Consider the following 25,116-nt stretch of genomic DNA (forward strand, 5'->3'; position numbering starts at 1 on the left):
CAGCTCGGCGTGGTCATGCGCATGACAGAGGTGAGAGATGCAGGCGAGAAGGCTAAAAACGGCCGTGGCCATCGCGGCCGTTGCCGCTCTGGCGGTCGGCGCGGCCGGCTGCGCGGAGAGCGAGCGCGGCGACAGTGGCGAGGCCAAGACTGGCGGCACCTTCATCTTCGCGGGTGCCGGTGACCCGAAGAACTTCGACCCGATCTTCAACGATGACGGTGAGTCGTTCCGGCCGGTCCGGCAGATGTTCGACACCCTGGTGAGCCACAAGCCGGGCACGGCGGAGCTTCAGGGCGGTCTGGCGGAGAGCTGGGAGCACGACCCGGAGGGCAAGGTCTGGACGTTCAAGCTCCGTCAGGGCGTGAAGTTCCACGACGGTACGCCGTTCAACGCCGCCGCGGTCTGCTTCAACTTCGACCGCTGGTACAACATGAAGGGCGCTGCCGCCCAGTCCCAGATGATCTACTACATGGACGTCTTCGGGGGCTTCGCCAAGAACGAGAGCGAGTCCGCCGGCAAGCCGGTCTACAACAAGTGTGAGGCGCAGGGCGACGGCACCGCGGTCGTCACGCTGAACCAGTACAAGGGCGCCTTCCCGGGGGCCTTCGCGCTGACCTCGCTGTCGATCGCGAGCCCGGAGGCGTTGAAGAAGTACGACGCCAACACGGTGAAGCAGAACGGCGACTCGTTCGAGTACAGCGCCTTCGCCACCACCAACCCGGTCGGCACCGGCCCGTTCACCTTCGGTGGCTGGGACAAGGCCAAGAACGAGATCACCCTGAACCGCAACCCGGACTACTTTGGCGACAAGGCCAAGGTGGACAAGATGATCATCAAGATCATCAAGGACGAGAGCACCCGCAAGCAGGAGCTTCGTGCCGGCACCGTCCAGGGCATCGACTTCCCGGCCCCGGCCGACCGCAAGGCGCTCGAGGGTGAGGGCTTCCAGGTCATCAACCGCCCGGCGTTCAACATCCTCTACCTCGGCCTCAACCAGAAGAACCCGAAGCTGAAGGACCTGCGGGTGCGCCAGGCGATCGCCTACGCCCTCAACCGCCAGCAGCTGGTGCAGACCAAGGGCCCGGGTGGCGCGAAGGTCGCCGACGAGTTCCTGCCGGACACCGTGCTCGGCTACGCCCCGGACGTGCAGAAGTACGACTACAACCCGGAGAAGGCCAAGCAGCTCCTCAAGGACGCTGGCGCCGAGGGTCTGACGCTCAACTTCTACTACCCGCCGGACGTCACCCGGCCGTACATGCCGAACCCGCAGGAGATCTTCACCGTCCTCGCCAACGACCTGCAGGCCGTCGGCATCAAGGTCAACGGTGTGCCTCGCCCGTGGAACGGTGGCTTCAAGGACGACGTGCAGCAGTTCGGCAAGCAGGACCTGCACATCCTCGGCTGGACGGGTGACTACAACGACCCGGGCAACTTCGTCGGGACGTTCTTCGGCCGGGCCAAGGTCGAGTTCGGCGACCAGTCGATGACCGAGATGTTCGACGCCATCGCCAAGGCCGACGGCATCGTCGACGAGGCGGGCAAGAAGGCGGCCTGGGAGCAGGTCAACCGGGACATCGCCGCCAAGTGGCTGCCGGCCGTTCCGGTCTGGCACGCCCCGCCGGCCATCGTCGTCACCAAGGATGTCAAGGGCCTGGTGGCCAGCCCGTTGACCGACGAGCGATTCAACACGGTCAGCATCAGCAAGTGACGTCCCTCGGCTGAGGCCGTAGGCGTGATCGGCCCGGGTCCGGGGTTCCTCCCGGCCCGGGCCGATCCGCGATCTTTGAGAGTCTGGTGTGTGAGAGATGTTGCGAGTCATAATCCGCCGCCTGTTGCAGCTGGTGGTGACCCTCATAGCGCTGTCGGCGCTGATCTTCGTCTGGCTGCGGAACCTGCCCGGTGGCCCGATCGAGGCACTGCTCGGCGAGCGGGCCACGCCCGAGCGTCGCGAGCTGCTGACCAAGGCGCTCGGCTACGACCAGCCGATCCTGGTGCAGTACGGCAAGTTCATGCAGCGGGTGGTCACCGGCGACTTCGGCAACTCGATCCGGACCGGTGACCCGGTCACCGAGGTCATCAGCCGCGCCTTCCCGGCCACCATCGAGCTGGCCGTCGCCGCGATGATCATCGCCGTCGGACTCGGTGTGCCGCTCGGCTACCTCGCCGCCCGCTGGCGCGGACGGTGGCCGGACAACCTCACCATCGCCGGCACCCTGCTCGGCATCTCCATCCCGATCTTCTTCCTGGGCTACCTGCTCAAGGACGTCTTCACCCAGAACATCCACTGGTTCCCGCCGTCCGGGCGGCTCACCACCGGACTGGACAACACGAACGTCACCGGGTTCTTCGTGCTCGACGGCCTGTTGACCCGGGAGTTCGACGCCAGCGCGGACGCCTTGTGGCACCTGATCCTGCCGGCGATCACGCTCGCCACCATTCCATTGGCGGTGATCGTGCGGATCACCCGCGCCAGCGTGCTCGACGTCCTGGACGAGGACTACGTACGGACCGCCGAGGCGAAGGGCCTGCGCCACCGTACGATCCGCGGCCGGCACATCCTGCGTAACGCGCTCCTGCCCGTGGTCACGACCATCGGCCTGCAGACCGGCGCGCTGCTCTCCGGTGCGGTGCTCACCGAGAAGGTCTACAACTGGGGCGGCATCGGCACGCTGATCACCGACTCGATCAGCGGTGGCCGGGACTACCCGGTGCTCCAGGCGATCATCCTGCTGGCCGCGCTGGTCTTCGTGGTGGTCAACCTGCTCGTCGACCTCTCCTACGCCTTCATCGACCCGAGGGTGCGTGTGCGATGAGTGACCCGATCACCCAGGCCGGCACGCCGGCCCCCCGCCCCGGGGACGACAAGCCCCGCACCGGGGACGACAAGCCCCGCACCGGGGACGACAAGCCCCGTCCCGGCATGAGCGAGCGCAGCATCGGCCTGCTCGGCGACCGCAAGAAGGCACGACTCGACGAACTGGCCCAGGCGAGCGCCTCCGACCGGGGCGGGATCAGCCTCGTCCGCGACGCCCTGCGCCGGCTGCGGCGCAACCCGGTCGCCGTCGTCGGAGCCGTGATCGTGGGGCTGTTCGTCCTGGTGGCGATCTTCGCTCCGCTGATCGCACCGCACGACCCGGTGCAGCGCTTCGACGAGCTGACCAAGGGCCTCACCGTGGACACCATCCCGGGGGCCAGCAGTGGGTTCCCGTTCGGCTCCGACCCGCTCGGCCGGGACTTCCTGTCCCGCATGATCTACGGCGCCCGGCAGACGCTCTTCGTGGGCGTGCTCGCGACTCTCATCGGTCTCGCGCTCGGAGTGCTGATCGGCGCGATCGCCGGCGCGTTCGGCGGTTGGGTCGACGTGGTCCTGATGCGGCTCACCGACGTGATGCTGGCCCTGCCGAGCCTGCTGCTCGCGATCACCCTTGTCGCGATGGCCAGCCGGTCGAGCCAGTGGACTGTCATCTTCGCGGTGGCCATCGTGAGCGTGCCGATCTTCGCCCGGCTGCTGCGCGGCTCGATGCTGGCCCAGCGCGAGAGCGACCACGTGTTGGCCGCCCGCGCGCTCGGCGTCAAGGAGCGCAACGTCGTGCTGCGGCACATGTTGCCCAACTCGTTGACCGCGGTGATCGTGCAGGCGACCCTGACCTTCGCGGTGGCCATTCTGGACGCCGCGGCGCTGTCCTTCCTGGGCCTCGGCGACCCGGACATCAACCGCGCCGAGTGGGGTCTGATGCTCGGCGTGGACGGCCAGCGCTACTTCGAGGTCCGCCCGGAGTTGGCCTACTACCCCGCGCTCGCGATCATCGTGGTCGCGCTCGGCTTCACCCTGCTGGGTGAGGCGATGCGCGACGCGATCGACCCGAAGAACCGGCGGTGACCACGGTGAGCGCTGTCAGCGTGCCCGGACCCCGCCTCGGGCGAGCGCGAGGAGTGAGCTTGCGAGCCCCGCAGTCGCGAGCGAAGGACCACAGCAGTGAGGAAGTGACTCGATGAGCCTGCTCGACGTCCGTGACCTGAGCGTCGTGTTCCAGCGGCGCGGCGAGCGGCCCTTCACCGCCGTGGACAAGGTCAGCTTCACGGTGGAGCCGGGGCAGACGGTCGGCCTGGTCGGCGAGTCCGGCTGCGGCAAGAGCGTGACCAGCCTGGCGATCATGGGCCTGCTGCCCAAGCGCGGTAACAAGGTCACCGGTGAGGTGCTCTTCGACGGCACCGACCTGCTGAAACTGCGACCGGACGACATGCGCGACCGACGCGGCCGGGAGATCAGCATGATCTTCCAGGACCCGCTCTCCTCGCTGAATCCCGTCATCCCGATCGGGGTCCAGGTGGCCGAGGTGTTGGAGCGCCACCAGGGCCGGGATCGCAAGCAGGCGCTGCGCGAATCGCGGGACCTGCTGGACGCGGTCGGCATCCCCGACCCGCAGCGGCGGCTCAGCGAGTATCCGCACCAGATCTCCGGTGGGATGCGCCAGCGCGCGCTGATCGCCATCGCGCTGGCCTGCAAGCCTCGGCTGCTGATCGCCGACGAGCCGACCACCGCGCTCGACGTGACCATCCAGGCGCAGATCCTCACCCTGCTCAAGCAGTTGGTCGACGAGACCGGCACGGCGCTCGTCATGATCACGCACGATCTGGGCGTGGTGGCCGGGCTCTGTGACACCGTGAACGTCCTCTACGGCGGCAAGGTGGTCGAGCGGGAACGGCGGCACGAGCTGTTCGCGCACGCCCGGCACCCGTACACCCACGGGCTGCTCAGTTCGGTGCCCCGGCTGGACTCTCCGCGCGGTGAGCGACTGCACGCGATCCGCGGGTCGGTCGCCGACAACATTCCGTGGGTCGAGGGGTGCGCCTTCGCGCCGCGCTGCGACAACGTTGTGGATGCGTGTCTCGAAGGACCGCCGCCGCTCGAACCCACCGCCACCGGCGGCGACCTCCGCTGCAACAACCCCGTCTCCGAGGAGGTGGCGGTCCGATGACCGAACAGACCGAACCCCTGATCGAGCTGCGCGACGTCAAGGTCCACTTCCCGATCAAGAGCGGCCTGCTCTTCGACCGCACCATCGGGTACGTCTACGCGGTGGACGGGGTGTCGCTGAGCATCCGCAAGGGCGAGACGTACGGCCTGGTCGGCGAGTCGGGCTGCGGCAAGTCGACGTTGGGTCGTGGCCTGCTGCGGCTCGTCGAGCCGACCGAGGGCGAGATCGTCTTCGACGGCGTCGACGTGCGCTCGCTGAAGGGCGAGGCCATGCGGCAGGCCCGCCGCCGGATGCAGATGATCTTCCAGGATCCGCTCTCCAGCCTCGACCCCCGACAGTCGGTGGAGTCGCTGCTGGTGGAGGGGCTCAAGGCGCACGGGTTGGCCGGCGACAAGGTCGAGACGAACCGGCGGCTGCGCGAGACGCTGGAGGCGGTTGGCCTGCCCGCGTCGGCCCTCGGCAAATACCCGCACGAGTTCTCCGGTGGCCAGCGCCAGCGGATCGGCATCGCCCGCGCGCTGGTGCTCAACCCGGAACTGATCGTCGCCGACGAGCCGGTCTCCGCGCTTGACGTGTCGATCCAGGCCCAGGTGCTCAACCTGCTGGAGGACCTGCAGAACGAGCGTGGCCTGACGTACCTGATCATCGCGCACGACCTGGCGGTGGTGCGGCACATCGCCGACACGGTGGGCGTCATGTACCTCGGCGGGCTGGTGGAGGAGGCGTCCAGCGACGACCTCTACCGCGAGCCGATGCACCCGTACACCCGGGCGCTGATGTCCGCGGTGCCGGTGCCCGACCCGCTCGTCGAGGATCGCCGGGAGCGGATCCTGCTCGCCGGTGACCTGCCGTCGCCGACCAACCCGCCGTCCGGCTGCCGATTCCACACCCGGTGCCCGTGGGCGCAACCCACCCGGTGCTCCGACGAGCGGCCGGAACTGCGCGACGTCGTCGGCGGCCACCGCGTCGCCTGCCACTTCGCCGAGGACATCGCTGCCGGCCGGATCCGGCCGCACGAGGTCGAGGTGGAGCTGGTCCGCCCGATCGAGGGCACCGGCCCCGTCGACCCGCCGGGCGAGCTGATCCCCACCCCGTGACGCCGCCAGGGGCCGTCCGGTGACGGACGGCCCCTGGACGGGAACGTGGCTCGGGCGGCTCAGCCGACGGTACGTGGCTCGGGCGGCTCAGCCGACGGTACGTGGCGCGGGCGGCTCAGCCCTCGGGGCGGTGCAGCAGTCCCACCGCGACGCCGTGTACCGCGTCCAGCCCCGCCGGGTCGGCCAACGCGACAGACGCGCCGGTCACCGCGTACCACTCGTCGGCGTCCTTGTACTGCACCCGCAGGGTGACCTTGCCGTCCGCGTACTCGGTGCGCAGCGTCAGGTCGCCGGTGACGACGCCGACCTCGTCGGTCATCACGCCGCCGGGGCCGGGCACGATGTCGCTGGTACGGCTCTGCGGGCCGGCCGCGCCGCCCGAATCCGCGACCATGCCGGCGCCCGGCACGGCGGCGGGCGTCTCGGCGGCGCCGTCCGCGGTCATGCCGGCGGCGGCCGGGCCGCCCTCCCCGGCGGCGGTCACGAGTCGCTCCCCACTCAACAGCCCTCCAACATGTCGGTCAGGGCGGCCTTCTCGGCGCTTGTCACCGTCAGCCTCCAGTGGTGCTTGACCGTCACCCAGTCCTGGGCGTACTTGCACCAGTACGATCGGTTTGCCGGCTTCCACTGGGACGGGTCCTGGTCACCCTTTGCCCGATTGGAGGACGCGGAAACCGCGAAGAGCTGCGGACGGGTGGTGTCGTTGGCGAAATCACCGCGCTTCGCGTCGTCCCACTCGTCGGCGCCCGAGCGCCACGCGTTGGCCAACGGCACCATGTGGTCGATGTCCACGTCGGAGGGATCGGAGAAGCTGCGGCCGTCGTACACGCTCTCCCAGCGCCCACCGACCACGTTGCAGCCGGAGAGCTTCACGTCCTTGCCGTCGCGCTGGAGGATGCTGTCCCGCACGTCGCAGTTCTTGCCGGTGTCCCGCCAGTGCGGGAAGTGGTCCCGGCTGTAGCCCTTCATCGAGCCGGCGGTGGCCACGGTGAGCTGGCTCAGCTGCTCTGCCGCGTTGCCGCCGTCGCTCGACGGCGGTGGCGTGACCGGCTCGTCCTGCGGGACACAACCGGCCACGCCGAGTGTCAGCGCCGCGGCGAGCGCGGTCACCGCCGCTCGCGGTCCTGATCTGGTACGCACAGACGACACCTCTCCAGCTTGCGGTCTCCCGGCGATTGCGCACAGTACCCGGGAATGGTTTCGGCGTTTCGTGGCGTCTCCCACATGATGCAGGGCAGATTGGTGGGATGACCGCACCCGTACCGGCGCCCGCCCTCCGGATGGGCACCACCGCCGGCCGGGGCACGCTGCTCGCCGCCGTACTCGCCTCTGGCATGGTCTTCCTCGACAGCACCGTCGTCAACGTGGCGCTGCCGAAGCTCGGGCAGGACCTCGGCGCGAACGTGGCCGATCTGCAGTGGACGATCAATGGCTACCTGCTGATGCTGGCGGCGTTCGTGCTGCTCGGCGGCTCACTCGGGGACCGCTTCGGTCGTCGGCGGATCTTCCTCATCGGGGTGGTCTGGTTCACCGCCGCCTCGGTGCTGTGCGGGCTGGCCCAGGACACCGGAATGCTGATCGCGGCCCGGTTCCTCCAGGGCGCCGGCGGCGCACTGCTCACCCCCGGGTCGCTCTCCGTGCTCCAGGCCAGCTTCCATCCGGACGACCGGGGTCGGGCGATCGGCGCCTGGGCCGGGCTGTCCGGGGTGTCCACCGCGCTGGGCCCGTTCATCGGCGGCTGGCTCATCGACGCGCTGTCCTGGCGCTGGATCTTCTTCCTCAACCTGCCGATCGCCGTGCTCGTGGTGTTGGCCGCGCTGCGCTGGGTGCCGGAGAGCCGGGACGAGAGCGCCTCCCGGACACAGGGGCCGGGTCGGACCCGACGGCGGTTCGACGTCTCCGGCGCGCTGCTCGGCGCGCTCGCGCTGGCCGGCGTCACGTACGCCCTGGTCGACGCTCCGGCACGTGGCTTCGACTCGGCCCCGGTGCTGATCGCGGCGCTCGTCGGGGTGCTGTCCGCGGTGACCTTCGTGCTGCTGGAACGGCGGCGTGGCGACGCCGCGATGCTGCCCACCGGGCTGTTCGGCAGCCGGCTCTTCTCGGTGCTGAACATCTTCACGGTGGTCGTCTACGCGGCGCTCGGCGGCTTCACCTTCTTCTTCGCCGTCTACCTGCAGAACGTGGTGGGGTGGTCGGCCTTCCGCACCGGCATCGCGTTGCTGCCGATGACCCTGCTGCTGTTGGCCGGGTCGGCCCGTGCCGGAGCGCTGTCGGCGCGGATCGGCCCGCGCCTGCCGCTGACCATCGGGCCGGTGGTGGCCGCGGTCGGCCTGCTGCTGCTGCGCGGCGTCGACCCGGGCGCGTCGTACTGGACCGACGTGCTGCCCGGGGTGCTGCTCTTCGGCATCGGGCTGACCCTTGTGGTGGCACCGCTCACCGCCTCGGTGCTGGCCGCCGTGCAGGACCGGTTCTCCGGGGTGGCCAGCGGCTTCAACAACGCCGCGTCCCGGGCCGGCGGCCTGCTCGCGGTGGCGGCGCTGCCGCTGCTCGTCGGCCTCTCCGGCAGCGGTTACGCGCAGAAGGCCGAGCTGACCGACGCGTTCCGGGGCGCCCTGCTCTGGTGTGCGGGGTTGTTGCTGGCCGGGGCGGTGCTGGCCCTCGTGTTCGTGCACCGGCCGCCCCGCCCGGCCCCACCGTCGCAGCCCTGTCACTCGCTGCCCGCGGCCACGCCCCCGAGGTAGGAAACCACCCTCGGGGGCGCGGCGCGTGCGGTCAGCCGCGGGCGCGGTTGACCGCGCTGGTGACCGCCTTGATCGAGGCGGTGACGATGTTGGCGTCGGTGCCGACACCCCAGACCGTCCGACCGTCGACCTCGCACTCCACGTACGCGGCGGCCTGTGCGTCCCCACCGGAGGAGAGCGCGTGCTCGTGGTAGTCGAGCACCCGTACGCCCACCCCGACCGACTGGAGCGCGTTGACGTACGCGTCGATCGGGCCGTTGCCGACCGCGGCGAGCGAGTGCCGCTCGGTGCCCGTGACGACCTGAGCCTCGATCTCGACCTTGCCGTCGGCGGTGCCGATCGTGTAGCCGCTCAGCCGGACCGCCGGGTCGGGCTGGTGGTCCAGCAGGTAGTGCGTCGCGAAGATCTCCCACATGGCGGCCGGGTCGACCTCGCCGCCGTCGTGATCGGTGACGTGCTGCACCACCCCGGAGAACTCGATCTGGAGCCGGCGCGGCAGGTCCAGTTGGTGCTCGCTCTTCATGATGTACGCGATGCCGCCCTTGCCGGACTGCGAGTTGACCCGGATGACCGCCTCGTAGGTGCGGCCCAGGTCCTTCGGGTCGATCGGCAGGTACGGCACGGCCCAGGTGTGCTCGTCCATCGGCACCCCGGCGGCCTTGGCGTCGGCGGCGAGGGCGTCGAAGCCCTTCTTGATCGCGTCCTGGTGGGAGCCGGAGAAGGCGGTGTAGACCAGGTCGCCCGCGTACGGGTGGCGCTCGTGCACCGGCAGTTGGTTGCAGTATTCGACGGCGCGCCGGATCTCGTCGATGTTCGAGAAGTCGATCATCGGGTCGAGGCCCTGGGAGAACAGGTTGAGCCCCAGGGTCACCAGGTCGACGTTGCCGGTGCGCTCGCCGTTGCCGAACAGGCAGCCCTCGATGCGGTCCGCGCCGGCCAGCAGGCCCAGCTCGGCGGCGGCCACCCCGGTGCCCCGGTCGTTGTGCGGGTGCAGGCTCAGCACCACGCTGTCCCGGCGCGGCAGGTGCCTGTGCATCCACTCGATCGAGTCGGCGTAGACGTTGGGGGTGGCCATCTCGACGGTGGCCGGCAGGTTGATGATCAGCGGCCGGTCCGGCGTCGGGTCGATCACGTCGATCACCCGGGAGCAGACCTCCAGCGCGTACTCCAGCTCAGTGCCCGTGTACGACTCCGGCGAGTACTCGTAGAAGATGTCGGTGTCCGGAGTGTGGATCTCCGCGTACTTCTGGCAGAGTCGCGCGCCGGTCGTGGCGATGTCGGCGATGCCGTCCCGGTCCAGCCCGAAGACCACCCGCCGCTGGAGGGTGGAGGTCGAGTTGTAGAAGTGCACGATGGCCCGCTTCGCGCCGCGCAGCGACTCGAACGTCCGCTCGATGAGGTGCTCCCGGCACTGCGTGAGCACCTGGATCGTCACGTCGTCCGGGATCATGTCCTGCTCGATGAGCTGCCGAACGAAGTCGAAGTCGGTCTGGCTGGCCGACGGGAAGCCGACCTCGATCTCCTTGTAGCCCATCTGGACCAGCAGCTGGAACATCCGCCGCTTGCGCTCGGGCGACATCGGGTCGATGAGTGCCTGGTTGCCGTCGCGGAGATCCACGGCGCACCAGCGGGGAGCGGCCTCGACGGTGCGGGTGGGCCAGGTGCGATCCGGCAGGTCGATCCGGAACTGCTCCCGGTACGGCTGGTAGCGGTGGTACGGCATCCGACTCGGGCGTTGCCGGGCGATCGGATCGGACTCGGCGTCGGTGACAGGTTGAGCCATCTCAGAGTGCTCCCTGGAACATGTGGCGTCAGCAGATCGGAAGGTGTCGGCGAGCTGCCGGGCGACGATGCGCGGCGGTGCCGAGAAGAAGATCGGATGTGCTGGACGGCGCGATGCGACTCCGCGACGAGGTGCCGGCCGGTCAGGCCTCGTCGCGGCGGCTAAGGAGGAGAAGCGCCCGCCACATGACCACGTCACCCTACGTGATGGAACGGAGGGTGGAAAGGCAGGTCCGGACTATGGGACCGGTGTCCGGGCCGGCTCGGGGACCTCGGCGCCCAGCCGTGGCGTCCGTACGGCCCAGGTCACGACGGGTACGACAGCCAGCCCGACCAGCACGAAGATCGCTGCCGCCGGCAACCAGCCCCACCCGCCGGTGCTCACCCCGAGCGCGGTCAGCCCGGCCGGGGCGAGGAGATACTGCAACTGCTTGCCGAGCCGGAACGCCCCCACGTACGCGCCGCGCTGGGCGGCCGGCGGCAGGGTGGCGGTGAGCCCCCAGGACCCCGCCGACTCGATCAGCTCGGCCAGGATCAGCAACGTCGCGGCGGCCACCAGCACCACCACCGTGAGCAGGCCCCGGGTGACCCCGGAGATCGGCAGGACCAGACAGAACAGGGCGATCAGCAGGGCGCCCCGGCGCGAGGCCCGCGCCGCGCCCGGCGCGGTGTCGGCGCCCCGGCTCACGCGTACCTGGAGCAGCACGATCAGGACCGTGTTGAGCAGCACCAGCCCGGCGATCACGGTTTTCGGGGCATCGGTGTGGCTGAGGATCCAGAGCGGCAGCACCGTCAGGTAGAGCGTCTGGTGCGCGGTGAGCAACCCGGACAGCAGGGTGACGGCCAGGAACGGGCGGTCGCGGAGCACGGCGAGCCGACTCATCGGCTCCGTTGGCCGGGTCACCTGCGGCAGTCGGGGCAGTCGCCGTACGAAGAGCGCCGTCACCAGGAAGACCGTCGAGATGAACCAGACCATCCCCTGGTACGCCTCGATCGTGTCCACTGCCAGCACCAGGCCACTGATCACCGCGCCCAGCCCGAACCCGACGTTGAGTGACGAACGCTGGTACGCCATCGCCGTGACCCGCTCGGCCGGGGGCAGTGCGTTGATCGAGTAGACCTGCTGGGCCACGCCGGTCGAGGCGTCCACGGCGGCCAGTGCCACCACCACGGCGAGGAATCCGGCGAAGCCGCCCACGAACGGGTAGGTCGCGAAGAGTGCCGCGTCCAGCACCAGCCCCACCACCCAGACCCGTTGTGGTCCGTACCTGTCGGTGAGCCCGCCCAACGGCACGGTGCCCAGCAGCGACACTCCCGCCGCGATGGACAGCCCCAGCCCGACCTGGGCGGCGCTGAGCCCGAGCGCCCGGGTGAAGAAGACGGCGCTGCCGGCGTGGAACAGGCCACTGCCGACGGCGTAGACCATCGCCTGCACGGCCAGGGCGCGGGTCAACCCGGCCGGCGGCACGACGTTTCGGACAGCGGTGCGGATGGTTTCTCTGGCCCCCATGGCCGGAGTGAATCGTGCCCCCACGACCTCGGTCGAGCGTTTTAGGCTGGACCAAATCCTGCCCCCGGGGGTGGCCATGTCCGAGTTGCGGTTCAGCCTGGCCGACGTGGCGGGTGTGCGGCTCGCCGTGTCGCCGGTCAACGAGACGGTCATGAGCATGTGGGCGGTCGGCAGCCCGGTGCACCACCCGGTTCACCTGCCCTGGATCGACCGCGCCCGGGTGGCCCTGCGTCGTCCGGAGGTGGCCGACCGGGTCCGACCGCTTGTGGAGCTGGCCCGGCCGCGTTCCTGGCTGCCCGACTTCCTCACCCCGGCGCCCCGGCCGAACGTGGAGATGGTCGAGCAGCTCGACCAGATCGCGACGACGTCGCCGGACGTGGTGGTCCGGGATCTGCTGGCGACCACCCCGCGCCGGCCGTTGGGCGCGTTCGGGCGGTCGCTGCTCACCGACCCCCGCAGGCTGCTGCCGCAGCTCGTCGACGCGGTGCGGGTCTGGCACGAGGAGGCGATCGCCCCGGACTGGCCACGGATGCGCGCGCTGCTCGACGCCGACGTGGCGTACCGAGCCGCCCAGCTCGCCGGGGGTGGTGCCGGCGGGCTCCTCGAGCAGCTCCACCCGACTCTGCGCTGGCTCGGCGACCGGGTGGTCACCGACGACCCGTTCGGGCGGGACTTCGACCTGCGCGGGCGCGGGCTGGCGCTGAATCCGACCGTGTTCTCCAACCGGCGGGTGCTGTGGAATCTGCTGGAGGACTCGTTGCCGGTCGGGGCGTACCCGGTCCGTGCGGTCGGAACGCTCTGGGAGGCGACGGGGCCGCCGCCCGGCGACCCGCTGGCCCGGGTGATCGGCCCCGGCCGGGCCGCGCTGCTACACCTGCTCGACACGGCGACGACCACCACCGACCTCGCCCGACTCGCCGGGATGTCCGCCGGAAACGTCTCCCAGCACCTGGCCGCCTTGCACGCCGCCGGCCTGGTCTCCCGGTCCCGGCAGGGTCGGCACGTGCTCTACCGCAACACCGACGCCGCGCGGGTCCTGCTCCGGGCCAGTGGTGGCGGCGGGTGAGCCGCCGACCGATCAGCGCAGCAGCAGGTCGGCGACCGGGCGGCGGTGCCGCAGGCCGGTCTCCCGGGCGCGCAGGTCGGCCGGCAGGGTGAACGGGTCGCCGAGCCGGCCGACGGCGGCGACCACAAGCGGGCGAACGCCGCCGGGCAGGTCGAGTTCGGTGGCGAGGCCGGTCTGGTCGAAGCGGGTCAGTTGACGCACGTGCAGGCCGAGCGCGGTGGCCTGGAGGGTCAGGTGGGCCACGGCCTGACCGAGGTCGTACGCGGCCCGCTCGGCGTCGCCGCCGGTGTGCGCGCCGACCACAAGGGTCGACGCGAGTCGGACCCAGCCCTGGTCGCCCCCCGGCAGGTTGATCAGGATCCGCTTCCAGGTGTCGTCGTCGCGGTGCCCGACAGCGAACCGCCAGGGCTGGCGGTTGTCGGCCGACGGCGCCCAGCGTGCGGCCTCCAGCAGCGAGGCCGCCTCGTCCGGAGTCAACTCGGCGCTCGGGTCGAAGGCCCGGGGGCTCCAGCGGAAGGCGAGCAGCGACGTCAGATCGGCCATGGGGTTAATTGTGCCCGAAGGGCGATTCGTCCCCTTGTTCGGGTTCGTCAAATGTGGTCAAGAGCACCCGTAACGGGACGAAGATCAGGGCGTTGCCGTGCTGGTGCTGCCCGACGGATCGGGGGTCGGCGGCGCGGCGGTGTCGAGCGGGTCCCGGTCCACCACCACCGGGCCGGCCAACTGCACGGTGGCCGGCGCCGGGCCCGGCGGTGCGGCCAGCCGCAGTGTCCCCGCCCCGGTCCGCACCCCGGTCGGCGTGCCGTCCCCCTCGTAGCAGTAGATGCCCACCTCCACCGGAGCGTTGAGCGACGCCGAGGTGGAGTCCACCGAGTAGCAGGCGCCGGTGAGGCCCTCGGGTCGGCTGGCGGGGGCCACCGCCAGCGCTGCGCGCCGGTCGGTGAGCACGTCCAGCCAGTCGGTGAGCGGATGCTGGACCCGGGGGTCCGACCTGCGTGGGATCGCGTCGTCGCGCTCGCCGAGGCGTACGCAGCTCGCCGACTCGGGTCGCCCGGCCGACGGCAGGGCGCACTGGAACAGCCCGTCGTTCGTGGCGGCTATCGAGATGTCGGCGGCGCCACCCAGCGCGCCGCCCGGCACGTCGACCCGCCAGCTCCCGTCGTTCGCGCTCGTGAACGTGATGGTGCGAGCCGGTTGACCGGTCTGGCTGTAGACGTACTGCGCCACCAGGTGGCGATCCTGGGCAGCCGCGGCGAGAGCGGCCAGCTCGTCCCGCGCGGCGTCCACCGCCACCGGTCCCGGATCGGCGGGCGGCGGGGCCGGAGGCTGCGCGTCGGTGCAGGCGACCAGAAGAGCTGGCAGGGCGATCACGAATGGCCCGAGCACGCGGACGGCCGAGCGGGTGAGGACGGGCACCGGCCCATTCTGGTGGGTCCGGACTGTTGGTGGGCGCCAGCGGGTGAAGGCTCGTTCCGGCGTGTCGGAGGAGTCGTCGCCGCGTACCGCCGGAGCTGGTGGGACCGGCCCGGCGGGCCGCGCGGGCCGGATGGTGGGATCACCTGACCCGGCGTCGTTACCCGCCGGATACCCTCAAGGGGACTGACACGCGCCGCCGGCCCCGGTTCCGGCGGCGTCGGCACGCTCAGGGTCGCTGGGAGGGAGTGCACCGTCGTGGCACTCGTGGTGCAGAAGTACGGCGGGTCCTCCGTCGCCAACGCCGAGCGGATCAAGCGGGTGGCCGAGCGCATCGTCGCCGCCCGCAAGGCCGGCGACGACGTGGTGGTGGTGGTCTCCGCGATGGGGGACACCACCGACGAGCTGCTGGACCTGGCCAACCAGGTCAGCCCGCTGCCGCCGGGCCGCGAGTTGGACATGCTGCTCACCGCCGGGGAGCGGATCTCCATGGCGTTGCTCGCCATGGCCATCCACAACCTGGGGTACGAAGCCCGCTCGTTCACCGGCTCGCAGGCCGGCGTGATCACCACCTCGGTGCACGGCCGCGCGCGGATCATCGACGTCACCCCGGGGCGGCTCAAGGGCGCGCTCGACGAGGGGTCGGTGGTCATCGTCGCCGGCTTCCAGGGCGTCTCGCAGGACACCAAGGACGTCACGACGCTGGGCCGGGGTGGTTCGGACACCACCGCCGTGGCGCTCGCCGCCGCCCTGCACGCCGACGTCTGCGAGATCTACACCGACGTGGACGGCATCTTCACCGCCGACCCGCGGATCGTGCCCAACGCCCGGCACATCCGGCACATCACCTACGAGGAGACGCTGGAGCTGGCCGCGTGCGGCGCGAAGGTACTGCACCTGCGTAGCGTGGAATACGCCCGTCGGGCGGGGTTGCCGATCCACGTCCGTTCGTCATACTCGACCAACACCGGCACGATGGTCACCGGATCGATGGAGGACCTTTCCGTGGAGCAGGCACTGATCACCGGGGTCGCGCACGACCGCAGCGAGGCCAAGATCACGATCGTCGGGGTGCCCGACGAGCCGGGTGCCGCCGCGCGGATCTTCGACACCGTCGCCGGCGCCGAGATCAACATTGACATGATCGTGCAGAACGTCTCCACCGAGGGCACCGGCCGGACGGACATCTCGTTCACCCTGCCCAAGGCCGACGGCCCCACCGCGATGGCCGCGCTCAGCAAGATCCAGGAGCCGGTCAAGTTCAAGGGCCTGCTCTACGACGACCACGTCGGCAAGGTCTCGCTGATCGGTGCCGGCATGCGCTCGCACCCCGGTGTGGCCGCCGGCTTCTTCGCCGCGCTCGGCGCTGCCGGGGTCAACATCGAGATGATCTCCACCTCCGAGATCCGGGTCTCCGTGGTCTGCCGGGACACCGACCTCGACGCCGCCGTCCGCGCCATCCACGACGCGTTCGAGCTGGGCGGCGATACCGAAGCCGTGGTCTACGCGGGGACGGGTAGGTAGCGCCGATGACGGCGCTGCCCACCCTCGCCGTGGTCGGAGCGACAGGTGCTGTCGGCACCGTGATGTGTGAGCTGCTCACGGGGCGCCGCAACGTCTGGGGTGAGATCCGGCTGCTCGCCTCCGAGCGCTCGGTCGGCAAGCGGGTGCGCTGCCGAGGTGAGGACGTCGTCGTCCAGGCGCTGACCCCGGAGGCGTTCGACGGGGTCGACGTGGCGATGTTCGACGTGCCCGACCAGGTCTCCGCCGAGTGGGCGCCGATCGCCGTCGCCCGCGGCGCGATCGCCGTCGACAACTCCGGCGCGTTCCGGATGGAAAGGGACGTCCCGCTCGTCGTTCCGGAGATCAACCCCGAGCAGGTCCGCAACCGCCCCCGGGGCATCATCGCGAACGCCAACTGCACCACCCTCGCGATGATCGTCGCGGTGGCGCCCCTGCACCGCGAGTACGGCCTGCGGGAGCTGGTGCTCGCCTCCTACCAGGCGGTCTCCGGCGCCGGCCAGGCCGGCGTGGACATCCTGCACGACCAGCTCACAAAGGTCGCCGGGGATCGCGCGCTCGGCTCGCGCACCGGCGACGTCCGCCAGGCGGTCGGCGACGACCTGGGCCCGTTCCCGGCCCCGCTGGCGCTCAACGTGGTGCCCTGGGCCGGCTCGTCGGCCGACGGCGGCTGGTCGTCGGAGGAAATGAAGATCCGCAACGAGTCGCGGAAGATCCTCGGCCTGCCCGACCTCAAGGTGTCCGCCACCTGCGTCCGGGTGCCGGTGGTCACCGCCCACTCGGTGGCCGTGCACGCGGTCTTCGGCACCGAGGTCGATGCCGAGGGCGCCCGCGAGGCGCTGCGCAACGCGCCCGGGGTGATCCTGGTCGACGACCCCGAGGCGGGGGAGTTCCCGATGCCGATCGACGCGGTCGGCACCGACCCGTCCTGGGTCGGCCGGATCCGCCGCTCCCTGGACGACCCCCGGGCTCTGGACTTCTTCGTCACCGGCGACAACCTCCGCAAGGGCGCCGCCCTCAACACCGCCCAAATCGCCGAACTCCTAGCAAAAGAACTCCGCACCCCCTAACCCGCGCCCCGCCCCGCCCCGGCCCGTGCCCGCGCGCCCCGCCCCGTGCCCGCGCGCCCTGCCCCACCCCGCCCTGCCCCACCCCGCCCTGCCCCGCCCCGCCCCGCCCTGCCCCGCCCTGCCCCGCGATCTTGCACTTTCTGTCGCGGCAAAAGGGGCGAAAGTATACGAAACGGCGACAGGAAGTGCAAGATCGCGGGCGTGTGGGGTGGGGTGGGGTGGGGTGGGGTGTGGGGGTTAGGCGGCGGAGAGTCGGACTCCGTCTCGGCCTTGGCGTTTTACCGCATAGAGGGCCTGGTCGGCTCTGTGCAGGGTGCGGTCAGGGGTTTCGCCGGGGCGGGGGAGCGCGACGCCCACGCTGATCGTGCGGCCGACGCGCCGGGCCGCCTCGGTCAGCCGTTCGGCGATCCGGACCGCCTCCTCGGGGCGACTCACCTCGATCACCGCGACGAACTCGTCGCCGCCGATCCGGTACAGCTCGTCGCCGTGCCGAAGCGCCTCCTCCAGAGCACGGGCCAACCCGACGAGCACCCGGTCGCCGGCCTGGTGGCCGTACGTGTCGTTGACGGTCTTGAAGCCGTCCACGTCGATCGCCAGCAGGGCCGTACGCCCGGGGGTGGCCGCCGCGATCCGCTGCCCGAACGGGCCGGTGTGCCGCAATCCGGTCAGCGGGTCGGAGCTGGCCTGCTCGCGTAGTCGGGCCAGCGTGCGGAGCCGGTCCAGGTTGGTCCAGGCCTGCCCGGCGAGCAGTTCCATCAGGCTGACGGTGGTCGGGTCCGGGCGCAGGGCGCGTTCGTCGGCGACCAGCAGCACGCCGTCGGCCTCCGGTGGCCCGACCGGTACGGCGACCAACGTCTGCGCCCCCGCCCGGGTCAGCGGTCGGTAGTCCTCGGTCGGGGGGTGCCCCGCCTCCCCGAGCGTGTACCCGGCGCCGTAGCGGTGTGCCCGGTCGACCATCCGGGCCAGGGCCGCCGGGCCAGCCTCGGTCAGCTCGGCACGGATCCGGGTCTCCAGGTCGCTCGCCGTCGCCGGAGGCGGACCGAGCTGGCCGGCGACCAGGAGGACCGCGGTGGAGAGGGTGGAGACCTCCCGGGCAGCGCGGGCCGCCGCGTCCATCAGCTCTGCCTCGGTGAGCGCGGAGGAGAGCGCGGCGGTGTGCCGGAGCAGCTTCTCGCCGCGGCTCTCCTCGGGTGGGCCGCCGAGCGCGGTGATCCGCGCGCCGAGTCGGTCGGCCAGCCGCTGTGCCGTCTCCCGCCACAGCTCCAGGTCGGCTGGCTCGCTCCACTGGAGGTCGAGCACGCCGATGGCCCGGCCCGTCGGGTCCAGCACCGGTACGCACAGCTCGGCGGTCACGTCGGGGCGTACCGGAAGGTAGTCGGGGTCGGCGGCGACGTCCGGGACGACGGCGGGGGTGCCGGTGGCGTACACCCGCCCGACGATGCCGGTGCGCGCCGGCACGGTCGCGAAGACCTGCCAGGCCCCGGTCGCCGCGACGCAGCGCAGACGGTCGTGGGCCGCGAGCAGCACGGAGATCGTCGCGGTCGTGTGGCGGGCCAGCGCGGTGACCGTCCATCGACAGGCCTCCGGCACGCTCGACGCCATCGGGAGGCGGACGATGACGTCACGGCTGACTCGCTGATGATCCACTCGCACGTCGTTCCAGGTAGGGGAGGGGCCCGGCCGGCGCCGAGCCGCACGATCAAGCGTACTCACGACGGCGCAACGGCCGGGCTTCGTACACACGTGCTATCCACAGGCTGTGGACACAGCCTGTGGGCGGTGCCACCGGGCATCGGAGTTGACGATCGCGTTTGCGCCTGCCAATAATAGTTGGCATGAGCCAAGGTGAGCTATGGGAGAGCTGAGCGGCGACCGGCTGGTCGAGGTCCTTGCCACGCTGGCCAGCCCGCACCGACTGCGGGTGCTCGCCGCGCTGACCGGCGGACGCGTGTACGTCTCACAGCTCGCCCGCGATCTGGGCATCAGCCGTGCGCTGCTGCAGGTGCACCTCAAGAAGTTGGAAAAAGCCGGGCTGGTCACCGCGCATCTGGAGTTGTCCGAGGACGGCAAGGCACTCAAGTACTACGAGACCGCGCCTTTCTCGTTGCACCTCACGCCTGACGTGGTGGCGGCCGCCGTCACCACCCTGAGCAACGCCGGAGACGGCAATGCCGTACCGAAAGGAACAAGTTAGATGGACGTCACCGCCTCGGTCTTCCTCGTCGTCGTCGCCGCCCTGCTCATCTCGGGTGTCTGGTACGCGGGCGTCCGCACGCGGACCGCGCTGGCGGGCGAACTGCAGCGGCAGTACGCCGAGCAGGCCGCCGAGACCCAGCGCCTACTCGCCGACGTGAGCGCGCAGTTGGCCGACCTGAACCGGCGCACCGCCGACATGCAACGCATCCTCAAGGACGCCGAATGACAGCCGTCGGCCTCAGCCCGCCGGTCACGCTGCTCAACGTCCCCAACGCCATCACCGCCGTACGCACGGCCGGTGCCGTGGGGCTCGCCGTGACGGCGCTGACCCAGCGCAGCGCGCATCTGCTGGTCGCCGCCTACCTGCTCTACTGGATCGGCGACATCCTCGACGGTGCCGCCGCCCGGAGCCTGGGGCAGGAGACGCGTACCGGCGCGGTCTTCGACATCGTCGCGGACCGTGCCTGCACGTCGGCCTGCGCCGCCGCGCTGATCGTGCTGCGGCCCGCCACGGCCCTGCCGATCGCGGTGTTCCTGGTCCAGTTCATGGTCGTCGACCAGTTGCTGAGCCTGATGTTCCTGCGCTGGCCGCTGCTCAGCCCGAACTACTTCGCCCGCGTCGACAGGCGCATCTACCTGTGGAACTGGTCCCCGCCGGCCAAGGCGCTGAACACCGCAGCGGTGGTGCTGCTGGCGATCTTCGCGCCGATGGCCGTGGCCGTCACGTTCGCCCTCGCGGTCGCCGCGGTGAAGGTCGTCTCGTTGGTCTGCGCCGCCAAGCTGCCGGCGGGCCTCCCGCGTACCCGACCATGATGGCCGTCCTGGTGGCCGCAGCCGTCGGGCTGCTGTCGGCCTTCCTGCCGTTCACCCCGGCCGAGCCGTACCTGATCGCTACCGTGGCGACGACAAGCGCGCCGCCGGTGGCGCTCGGCGTGGCCGCCGCTGCCGGTCAGACCGTCGGCAAGGTCCTGATCTTCCTCGGTGCGCGCGGCGCGATCCGCTCGACGTGGCTGCAACGGCGGCTGCGCAGAGACGCGCCCGCCGCGCCGACGCGACCGGGTCGACTGGGCACGATGCTGGCGCGTCCGAAGGCGGCCGGCGCGCGACTCGTCGAGGTGCTGGAACGCCCCCACCAGTCGACCGGGATGCTGCTGGTCAGCGCCGTCACCGGCCTGCCACCGCTGCTGGCCGCCAGTGTCTACCTGGGACGCACACCCATGCGCCCGGCCGCCTTCGCGGTGACGTGCCTGCTGGGCCGGGCGATCCGCTTCGTGACTGTCGCGCTGGCCCCACAGCTCGCCGGTTACTGAGACGGTGCCGGGCCGAGCGCGGAGTGCCGCGTCCGGTCACACCCCCGCAACCGCGCGCCCGGCGATAGCGTGAAGCCTCGACACCGAGGAGGCGAGCCGCCCATGCTCATCGCTCAGCTCAGTGATCCGCACCTGACCACCGGTCTGCTCGCCGCCGCACCGGCCGCCGGACTGCACCGCGCGCTCGGCCGGGTGCTGGCGTTGCGGCCACGGCCGGACTGCGTGGTGATCACCGGTGACCTGGTCGACCACGGCCGGCCGGACGAGTACGAGGCGCTGCGCGAGCTGATCGGCCGGTTCCCGCTGCCGGTGTACCTGGCCCCCGGCAACCACGACGACCGCGAGGCGCTGCTCGACGCCTTCGGCGGCACACCGTGGCTCGGCGGCGGCTTCTCGACCCACTACCACGTCGACCACGAGGCGGCGACGATCGTGGTGCTCGACTCGCTCGTCGCCGGCAGCGACGGCGGCCAACTCGGCGAGGAGCAGCTCGGCTGGCTCGACGGGGTGCTGGCCGGGCGACCCGAGGTGCCTGCCGTGCTCTGCCTGCACCATCCGCCAGTGGCGGTCGGCATCCCCGCGGCCGACTCCATCCGGCTCGCCGACGGCGCCGCGCTCGCCGAGGTGGTCGGGCGGCACCGGCACGTCGTCCGGGTCGCCGCCGGCCACCTGCACCGCCCGGTCACCACTGGGTACGCGGGCACGGTGCTCACCGTGGCGCCCAGCACGTGGAGGCAGGCCACGCTCACCATGAGCGCCGACGACCGGATCGGCTGGGTCGACGAGCCGACCGCCTTCCTGCTGCACCTGGTCGAGGCGGGTGGCTGCGTGACACACACCGTGCAGGTGAGCCACTCGGCCGGTCAGACCTGTAGCTCCTGAGGGAGCCCGTCGTGGTGCTCTGGTACGTCGCGTACGGCTCGAACATGCACGCCGCCCGCCTGGCGTGGTACATCGGTGGCGGCTGCCCGCCGGGCGGGAGGCGGACGTACCCGGGCTGCCGGGATCGGCGCCCACCGAGCCGGTCGGTCCCGGTGTCGCTGCCCGGCGGGATCTACTTCGCCGGTGAGTCCCGGGCCTGGACCGGGGGCATGGCCTTCTACGACCCGCAGTTGCCGGGCGAGGCCGCGGCCCGCGCCTACCTGGTCACCGAGGAGCAGTTCGCCGACATCGCCGCCCAGGAGATGTATCGCCCGGCCGGTGCCGACGCCGACCTGGTCCCCGCCACCGGAGCGGCGATCGAGGCGGCCATCGCCGCTGGACGGGCGACGCTCGGCCCCGGCCGGTACGAGACGTTGATCTGCCCCGGCAACCACAGCGGCGTGCCCCTGCTCACCTTCACCGCGCCCGAGGGGGCGTCGACCGCCCGGTGCCGGCCGCCCGCGCCGATCTACCTCGGCATGATCGCCCACGGCCTGCGGGAGGCACACGACTGGCCGACCGAGCGGATCACCAGCTATCTGGCCGCCCGACCCGGCGTGGCCGACGGGTGGCGCCCCGACGCCGTCGCCGCCCTGGTCACCGAGGCGCTGGCCGCCGGGTGACCCGCCGCGCCGGCGCCGTCAACCGAGCAGGAACTCGCGCAGCGCGGGAGCCAGCGTCGCCGGCGGCACGTCGTGGTAACCACCGTCGAGGCTGATGGACCGGCCGCCCGGGACCGCCTCGGCCGCGGCCCCACTCGCGTCCCGCAACCACTGTGGACTGCCGGTGCTGTGCACCGCGAGAGTCGGCGCGGTGATGGCCGCCAGCCGGTCGGCGGGCAGTCGCCCGCCGGCGGTGACGATCGAGTCGTACACCAGGGTGTGCGCGATCGCCGTGAGCCCGCCCCACATCGGTTGCGACCGCATCCTGGTGATCTCCTCCGCCGGCAGCCCCACCGAGTCGCTGAGGAAGAGCCGCACCGCGCCGTCCCTGTCGTCGGCAGCGATCAGCTCGATGAGGCGCGCGGTGAGATCCCGCCAAACGCCCACGTGCGGACCGACCTGGAACGGTGGCTCGAACAGCGCCAACCTGGTCACCGGAAGGCCCTGCGCGGTGGCGAGGGCGGACAGGACCGCGCCGGAGGAGATCCCGTAGACGGCGGCGGACCCACCTGCCGCCGTGATCAGGGCGGCCAGGTCGTCGATCTCGCGACCGATCTCGTAGGGCGCGGTGTCGCCGCTGAAGCCCCGCCCCCGCCGGTCATAGCCCAGAACTGTGAAATCCGGTGCCAACGCCTCGGCCAGCGCACGGGTCGCGGTGCGATCGCTGAACGCCCCGCCGACCAGGACGATCGCCGGCCCGGCGCCGGACCGCTCGAACGCGATGGGTGTGCCGTCCGCCGATCGCACCTGCTCCACCTGCGGTGTCGTCTCGCTCACGATGCTGCCTCCGTCCGCGCCGGCCGTCAGGTCCTTTCTAGACCCTGGGTACGACGATGTCTGGCAAACGCTCCTCCGAGGTGCGGGCGTACCCGCAGCTCCGGGTCGCCCCGGCGGCGTCCGGATGAGAGGCTGTCGGTGCAGGCGGCCATCCCCAACCGCCGCCAACCGCGACCCTGACGACGGCGTCGTTCGGCGGCCCGGTCGACCCAGAGGCCGGGCCCCGCGGGCGCCGATTCTTCCGAGGAGATCCATGTCCATAACCGGGATGCGACGGGCCGCTGTCGGCCTGACCGCGCTCGCGGTGGCCGCGTTCGGCGCGGTCGCCACCAGCCCAGAACAGGCCGACGCGCGACCGAAGCCGGTCGACGTCACCCTGCTGGCGCTCAACGACTTCCACGGCAACCTCGAACCGCCGAGCGGGTCCAGCGGCACCATCGCCGGGCAGACCGCGGGTGGCGTCGAATACCTGGCGACCCACCTGGCCGAGCTGCGCGCCGCCGCCAAGAAGAAGAACACGATCACGGTGGCCGCCGGTGACCTGATCGGCGCGTCCCCGCTGCTCTCCGCCGCGTTCCACGACGAGCCGACGATCGAGGCGCTGAGCATGGCGGGGCTGGACTACGCCAGCGTCGGCAACCACGAGTTCGACGAGGGCGCCGCCGAGCTGCTGCGGATCCAGAACGGCGGCTGCCACCCGGTGGACGGCTGCGCCGACGGCACCCCGTTCCGGGGCGCCGACTTCACGTACCTGTCCGCGAACGCCTTCAAGACCGCCACCGGCAAGCCGCTGCTGGCACCGTACGCGATCCACAAGGTGCAGGGCGTCAAGGTCGGCTTCATCGGCATGACCCTGGAGGGCACCCCGCAGATCGTCAGCCAGCAGGGCGTCGCCGGCCTCACCTTCGCCGACGAGGCGGACACCGCCAACCGGTACGCCCGCGAGCTGCGCCGCAAGGGCGTACAGGCCATCGTCGTGCTGTTGCACGAGGGCGGCACCCAGGCGGCGACCGGTGGCATCAACGACTGCGTCGGCATGACCGGGCCCATCGTGGACATCGCCAACCGGATGGACCCGTCGATCGACGTGGTGGTCAGCGGGCACACCCACCAGGCGTACAACTGCGACATCAACGGCAAGCTGGTCACCAGTGCCAGCTCGTTCGGACGCCTGGTCACCGACATCGACCTGAAGATCGACCGCCGGAGCGGGGACGTCATCTCCGCCGCCGCGAACAACGTCGTGGTCACCCGTGACGTGGCCAAGGACCCGAGGCAGACCGCCCTGATCGACAGGTACAAGACGGTGCTCGGCCCGGTCGCCGGCCGCCAGGTCGGCGTGACCAGCCAGGCGATCACCCGGAGCCAGGAAACCCTCTTCGGTACGAGTCTCGGTGAGTCCCCGCTGGGCAACCTGATCGCCGACGCCCAGCTCGCCGCCACCGACGACGAAGAGGGCGCGGTCGCCGCCTTCATGAACCCGGGCGGAGTACGGGCCGATCTCGACGCCGGCCCGGTCACCTACGAGGAGGCGTTCACGGTGCAGCCGTTCGCCAACAACCTGGTGACGCTCGACCTGACCGGCGCCCAGCTCTACTGCGTGCTGGAGCAACAGTTCGTCACCAACCGGACGCTGTACCCGTCGGCGACCGTGGGCTACGTCGTCGACCCGAACGGCACCACCGGTACGGTGGCCGACCCGTGCGCCGGCACCCGGGTGGTCCGGGGCAGCCTCACCCTCGGCGGGACCGCCGTCGACACCGCCGCCACCTACCGGGTGACGGTGAACAACTTCCTGGCCGGCGGCGGCGACGGCTTCAGCGCCCTCACCGGCGGGACCAACCAGGTCACCGGCCAGATCGACCTGGACGCGTTCGTGGCGTACCTGACCGCGCAGTCGCCGGTCTCCGCCCCGACGCTGGACCGCATCCGCACCACCGCCGAGGTTCCCGCCGCCTGACGGCCGACCCCGCGACATCGGGCCCCGGAGCACCCGCTCCGGGGCCCGACCCGTTCCCACATCCTTGCGCGCGTCCGTGCTCCCGTGCTCGCTCGCGTCCGTGCCCGACGT

General features: G+C 71.3%; 24 protein-coding genes. 16 read left to right on the top strand and 8 right to left on the bottom strand.

Annotation, left to right across the window (positions count from 1 at the left end; translation table 11 throughout):
- Positions 1–37 precede the first annotated feature (37 nt).
- The 5 genes from ACLQ29_RS11970 to ACLQ29_RS11990 all read left to right on the top strand — a co-directional run bounded on the left by ACLQ29_RS11970 (position 38) and on the right by ACLQ29_RS11990 (position 6,076).
- Positions 38–1,708 carry an ABC transporter substrate-binding protein gene (locus ACLQ29_RS11970; RefSeq protein WP_425771687.1) on the top strand — a complete coding sequence of 557 codons (1,671 nt, stop codon included), beginning with the start codon at positions 38–40 and terminating at the stop codon, positions 1,706–1,708.
- A gap of 97 nt (positions 1,709–1,805) precedes the next feature.
- Positions 1,806–2,813, top strand: coding sequence for an ABC transporter permease (locus tag ACLQ29_RS11975; protein WP_425771688.1), 1,008 nt, complete (start codon positions 1,806–1,808; stop codon positions 2,811–2,813).
- A gap of 107 nt (positions 2,814–2,920) precedes the next feature.
- The gene (locus ACLQ29_RS11980) at positions 2,921–3,880 is read left to right on the top strand and encodes an ABC transporter permease (RefSeq protein WP_425772030.1); all 960 of its coding nucleotides are present in this window, start codon (positions 2,921–2,923) and stop codon (positions 3,878–3,880) included.
- Positions 3,881–3,992: 112 nt separating this feature from the next.
- The gene (locus ACLQ29_RS11985; protein WP_425771689.1) at positions 3,993–4,979 is read left to right on the top strand and encodes an ABC transporter ATP-binding protein; all 987 of its coding nucleotides are present in this window, start codon (positions 3,993–3,995) and stop codon (positions 4,977–4,979) included.
- Positions 4,976–6,076 carry an ABC transporter ATP-binding protein gene (locus ACLQ29_RS11990; protein ID WP_425771690.1) on the top strand — a complete coding sequence of 367 codons (1,101 nt, stop codon included), beginning with the start codon at positions 4,976–4,978 and terminating at the stop codon, positions 6,074–6,076. Before ACLQ29_RS11985 ends, ACLQ29_RS11990 begins: the two co-directional genes overlap by 4 nt.
- A 115-nt stretch (positions 6,077–6,191) precedes the next feature.
- On the opposite strand, the gene ACLQ29_RS11995 is transcribed toward ACLQ29_RS11990, so the two are convergent.
- Together ACLQ29_RS11995 and ACLQ29_RS12000 are read right to left on the bottom strand one after the other, a co-directional pair.
- The gene (locus ACLQ29_RS11995) at positions 6,192–6,581 is read right to left on the bottom strand and encodes a hypothetical protein (RefSeq protein ID WP_425772031.1); all 390 of its coding nucleotides are present in this window, start codon (positions 6,579–6,581) and stop codon (positions 6,192–6,194) included.
- Complete coding sequence (locus tag ACLQ29_RS12000; RefSeq protein WP_425771691.1) at positions 6,575–7,216, bottom strand: HNH endonuclease family protein; 642 nt, start codon at positions 7,214–7,216, stop codon at positions 6,575–6,577. Before ACLQ29_RS12000 ends, ACLQ29_RS11995 begins: the two co-directional genes overlap by 7 nt.
- 107 nt (positions 7,217–7,323) lie before the next feature.
- On the opposite strand from ACLQ29_RS12000, the gene ACLQ29_RS12005 reads away from it, so the two are divergent.
- Positions 7,324–8,817, top strand: coding sequence for an MFS transporter (locus ACLQ29_RS12005; RefSeq protein WP_425771692.1), 1,494 nt, complete (start codon positions 7,324–7,326; stop codon positions 8,815–8,817).
- Between the two features lie 31 nt (positions 8,818–8,848).
- Here ACLQ29_RS12005 and leuA read toward each other — a convergent pair whose 3' ends face one another.
- Entirely contained in the window at positions 8,849–10,600 is a 1,752-nt protein-coding gene (leuA, locus tag ACLQ29_RS12010; RefSeq protein WP_425771693.1) for a 2-isopropylmalate synthase, read from the bottom strand.
- Between the two features lie 237 nt (positions 10,601–10,837).
- Positions 10,838–12,109: an MFS transporter gene (locus ACLQ29_RS12015; RefSeq protein ID WP_425771694.1), complete on the bottom strand. Its 1,272-nt coding sequence runs from the start codon at positions 12,107–12,109 to the stop codon at positions 10,838–10,840.
- Between the two features lie 76 nt (positions 12,110–12,185).
- Here ACLQ29_RS12015 and ACLQ29_RS12020 point away from each other — a divergent pair, with 76 nt between their 5' ends.
- A complete protein-coding gene (locus tag ACLQ29_RS12020) occupies positions 12,186–13,175 on the top strand; it encodes a DUF5937 family protein (protein ID WP_425771695.1) in 990 nt (329 codons plus the stop codon).
- 12 nt (positions 13,176–13,187) lie between these two features.
- Here ACLQ29_RS12020 and ACLQ29_RS12025 read toward each other — a convergent pair whose 3' ends face one another.
- A complete protein-coding gene (locus tag ACLQ29_RS12025; RefSeq protein ID WP_425771696.1) occupies positions 13,188–13,718 on the bottom strand; it encodes a nitroreductase family protein in 531 nt (176 codons plus the stop codon).
- Positions 13,719–13,802: 84 nt separating this feature from the next.
- Entirely contained in the window at positions 13,803–14,591 is a 789-nt protein-coding gene (locus ACLQ29_RS12030) for a hypothetical protein (RefSeq protein ID WP_425771697.1), read from the bottom strand.
- A gap of 255 nt (positions 14,592–14,846) precedes the next feature.
- Here ACLQ29_RS12030 and ACLQ29_RS12035 point away from each other — a divergent pair, with 255 nt between their 5' ends.
- Positions 14,847–16,112, top strand: coding sequence for an aspartate kinase (locus ACLQ29_RS12035; protein ID WP_425771698.1), 1,266 nt, complete (start codon positions 14,847–14,849; stop codon positions 16,110–16,112).
- 5 nt (positions 16,113–16,117) lie between these two features.
- Positions 16,118–17,179 carry an aspartate-semialdehyde dehydrogenase gene (locus ACLQ29_RS12040; RefSeq protein WP_425771699.1) on the top strand — a complete coding sequence of 354 codons (1,062 nt, stop codon included), beginning with the start codon at positions 16,118–16,120 and terminating at the stop codon, positions 17,177–17,179.
- 237 nt (positions 17,180–17,416) lie between these two features.
- Here ACLQ29_RS12040 and ACLQ29_RS12045 read toward each other — a convergent pair whose 3' ends face one another.
- The gene (locus ACLQ29_RS12045) at positions 17,417–18,781 is read right to left on the bottom strand and encodes a diguanylate cyclase (RefSeq protein ID WP_425772032.1); all 1,365 of its coding nucleotides are present in this window, start codon (positions 18,779–18,781) and stop codon (positions 17,417–17,419) included.
- A gap of 250 nt (positions 18,782–19,031) precedes the next feature.
- On the opposite strand from ACLQ29_RS12045, the gene ACLQ29_RS12050 reads away from it, so the two are divergent.
- The 6 genes from ACLQ29_RS12050 (at position 19,032) to ACLQ29_RS12075 (ending at position 22,229) form a co-directional block, all read left to right on the top strand.
- A complete protein-coding gene (locus ACLQ29_RS12050) occupies positions 19,032–19,373 on the top strand; it encodes an ArsR/SmtB family transcription factor (protein ID WP_425771700.1) in 342 nt (113 codons plus the stop codon).
- The gene (locus ACLQ29_RS12055; protein WP_393369257.1) at positions 19,374–19,601 is read left to right on the top strand and encodes a hypothetical protein; all 228 of its coding nucleotides are present in this window, start codon (positions 19,374–19,376) and stop codon (positions 19,599–19,601) included.
- The gene (locus tag ACLQ29_RS12060) at positions 19,598–20,188 is read left to right on the top strand and encodes a CDP-alcohol phosphatidyltransferase family protein (RefSeq protein WP_425771701.1); all 591 of its coding nucleotides are present in this window, start codon (positions 19,598–19,600) and stop codon (positions 20,186–20,188) included. The genes ACLQ29_RS12055 and ACLQ29_RS12060 overlap by 4 nt, the downstream gene beginning before the upstream one ends.
- Positions 20,188–20,685 carry a hypothetical protein gene (locus tag ACLQ29_RS12065; RefSeq protein ID WP_425771702.1) on the top strand — a complete coding sequence of 166 codons (498 nt, stop codon included), beginning with the start codon at positions 20,188–20,190 and terminating at the stop codon, positions 20,683–20,685. The genes ACLQ29_RS12060 and ACLQ29_RS12065 overlap by 1 nt, the downstream gene beginning before the upstream one ends.
- Positions 20,686–20,787: 102 nt before the next feature.
- A complete protein-coding gene (locus tag ACLQ29_RS12070) occupies positions 20,788–21,567 on the top strand; it encodes a phosphodiesterase (RefSeq protein WP_425771703.1) in 780 nt (259 codons plus the stop codon).
- Positions 21,568–21,578: 11 nt separating this feature from the next.
- A complete protein-coding gene (locus ACLQ29_RS12075; protein WP_425771704.1) occupies positions 21,579–22,229 on the top strand; it encodes a histone deacetylase in 651 nt (216 codons plus the stop codon).
- A gap of 18 nt (positions 22,230–22,247) precedes the next feature.
- Here ACLQ29_RS12075 and ACLQ29_RS12080 read toward each other — a convergent pair whose 3' ends face one another.
- The gene (locus ACLQ29_RS12080; protein ID WP_425771705.1) at positions 22,248–23,045 is read right to left on the bottom strand and encodes an alpha/beta fold hydrolase; all 798 of its coding nucleotides are present in this window, start codon (positions 23,043–23,045) and stop codon (positions 22,248–22,250) included.
- A 253-nt stretch (positions 23,046–23,298) separates the two neighbouring features.
- Between ACLQ29_RS12080 and ACLQ29_RS12085 the strand changes: the two genes are divergently transcribed.
- Positions 23,299–25,005 (top strand): bifunctional metallophosphatase/5'-nucleotidase, encoded by a 1,707-nt coding sequence (locus ACLQ29_RS12085; protein WP_425771706.1) that lies wholly within the window; start codon positions 23,299–23,301, stop codon positions 25,003–25,005.
- Positions 25,006–25,116 lie beyond the last annotated feature (111 nt).

It is taken from the genome of Micromonospora sp. DT228 (assembly GCF_049841595.1).
Lineage (GTDB): Bacteria > Actinomycetota > Actinomycetes > Mycobacteriales > Micromonosporaceae > Micromonospora.

Bases quoted from the DNA above. Each gene is read 5' to 3' on its own strand.
- ACLQ29_RS11970 (WP_425771687.1), top strand. From the start codon at position 38: ATGCAGGCGAGAAGGCTAAAAACGGCCGTGGCCATCGCGGCCGTTGCC.
- ACLQ29_RS11975 (WP_425771688.1), top strand. From the start codon at position 1,806: ATGTTGCGAGTCATAATCCGCCGCCTGTTGCAGCTGGTGGTGACCCTC.
- ACLQ29_RS11980 (WP_425772030.1), top strand. From the start codon at position 2,921: ATGAGCGAGCGCAGCATCGGCCTGCTCGGCGACCGCAAGAAGGCACGA.
- ACLQ29_RS11985 (WP_425771689.1), top strand. From the start codon at position 3,993: ATGAGCCTGCTCGACGTCCGTGACCTGAGCGTCGTGTTCCAGCGGCGC.
- ACLQ29_RS11990 (WP_425771690.1), top strand. From the start codon at position 4,976: ATGACCGAACAGACCGAACCCCTGATCGAGCTGCGCGACGTCAAGGTC.
- ACLQ29_RS12005 (WP_425771692.1), top strand. From the start codon at position 7,324: ATGACCGCACCCGTACCGGCGCCCGCCCTCCGGATGGGCACCACCGCC.
- leuA (WP_425771693.1), bottom strand. From the start codon at position 10,600: ATGGCTCAACCTGTCACCGACGCCGAGTCCGATCCGATCGCCCGGCAA.
- ACLQ29_RS12015 (WP_425771694.1), bottom strand. From the start codon at position 12,109: ATGGGGGCCAGAGAAACCATCCGCACCGCTGTCCGAAACGTCGTGCCG.
- ACLQ29_RS12020 (WP_425771695.1), top strand. From the start codon at position 12,186: ATGTCCGAGTTGCGGTTCAGCCTGGCCGACGTGGCGGGTGTGCGGCTC.
- ACLQ29_RS12025 (WP_425771696.1), bottom strand. From the start codon at position 13,718: ATGGCCGATCTGACGTCGCTGCTCGCCTTCCGCTGGAGCCCCCGGGCC.
- ACLQ29_RS12040 (WP_425771699.1), top strand. From the start codon at position 16,118: ATGACGGCGCTGCCCACCCTCGCCGTGGTCGGAGCGACAGGTGCTGTC.
- ACLQ29_RS12045 (WP_425772032.1), bottom strand. From the start codon at position 18,781: ATGGCGTCGAGCGTGCCGGAGGCCTGTCGATGGACGGTCACCGCGCTG.
- ACLQ29_RS12050 (WP_425771700.1), top strand. From the start codon at position 19,032: ATGGGAGAGCTGAGCGGCGACCGGCTGGTCGAGGTCCTTGCCACGCTG.
- ACLQ29_RS12055 (WP_393369257.1), top strand. From the start codon at position 19,374: ATGGACGTCACCGCCTCGGTCTTCCTCGTCGTCGTCGCCGCCCTGCTC.
- ACLQ29_RS12060 (WP_425771701.1), top strand. From the start codon at position 19,598: ATGACAGCCGTCGGCCTCAGCCCGCCGGTCACGCTGCTCAACGTCCCC.
- ACLQ29_RS12065 (WP_425771702.1), top strand. From the start codon at position 20,188: ATGGCCGTCCTGGTGGCCGCAGCCGTCGGGCTGCTGTCGGCCTTCCTG.
- ACLQ29_RS12070 (WP_425771703.1), top strand. From the start codon at position 20,788: ATGCTCATCGCTCAGCTCAGTGATCCGCACCTGACCACCGGTCTGCTC.
- ACLQ29_RS12085 (WP_425771706.1), top strand. From the start codon at position 23,299: ATGTCCATAACCGGGATGCGACGGGCCGCTGTCGGCCTGACCGCGCTC.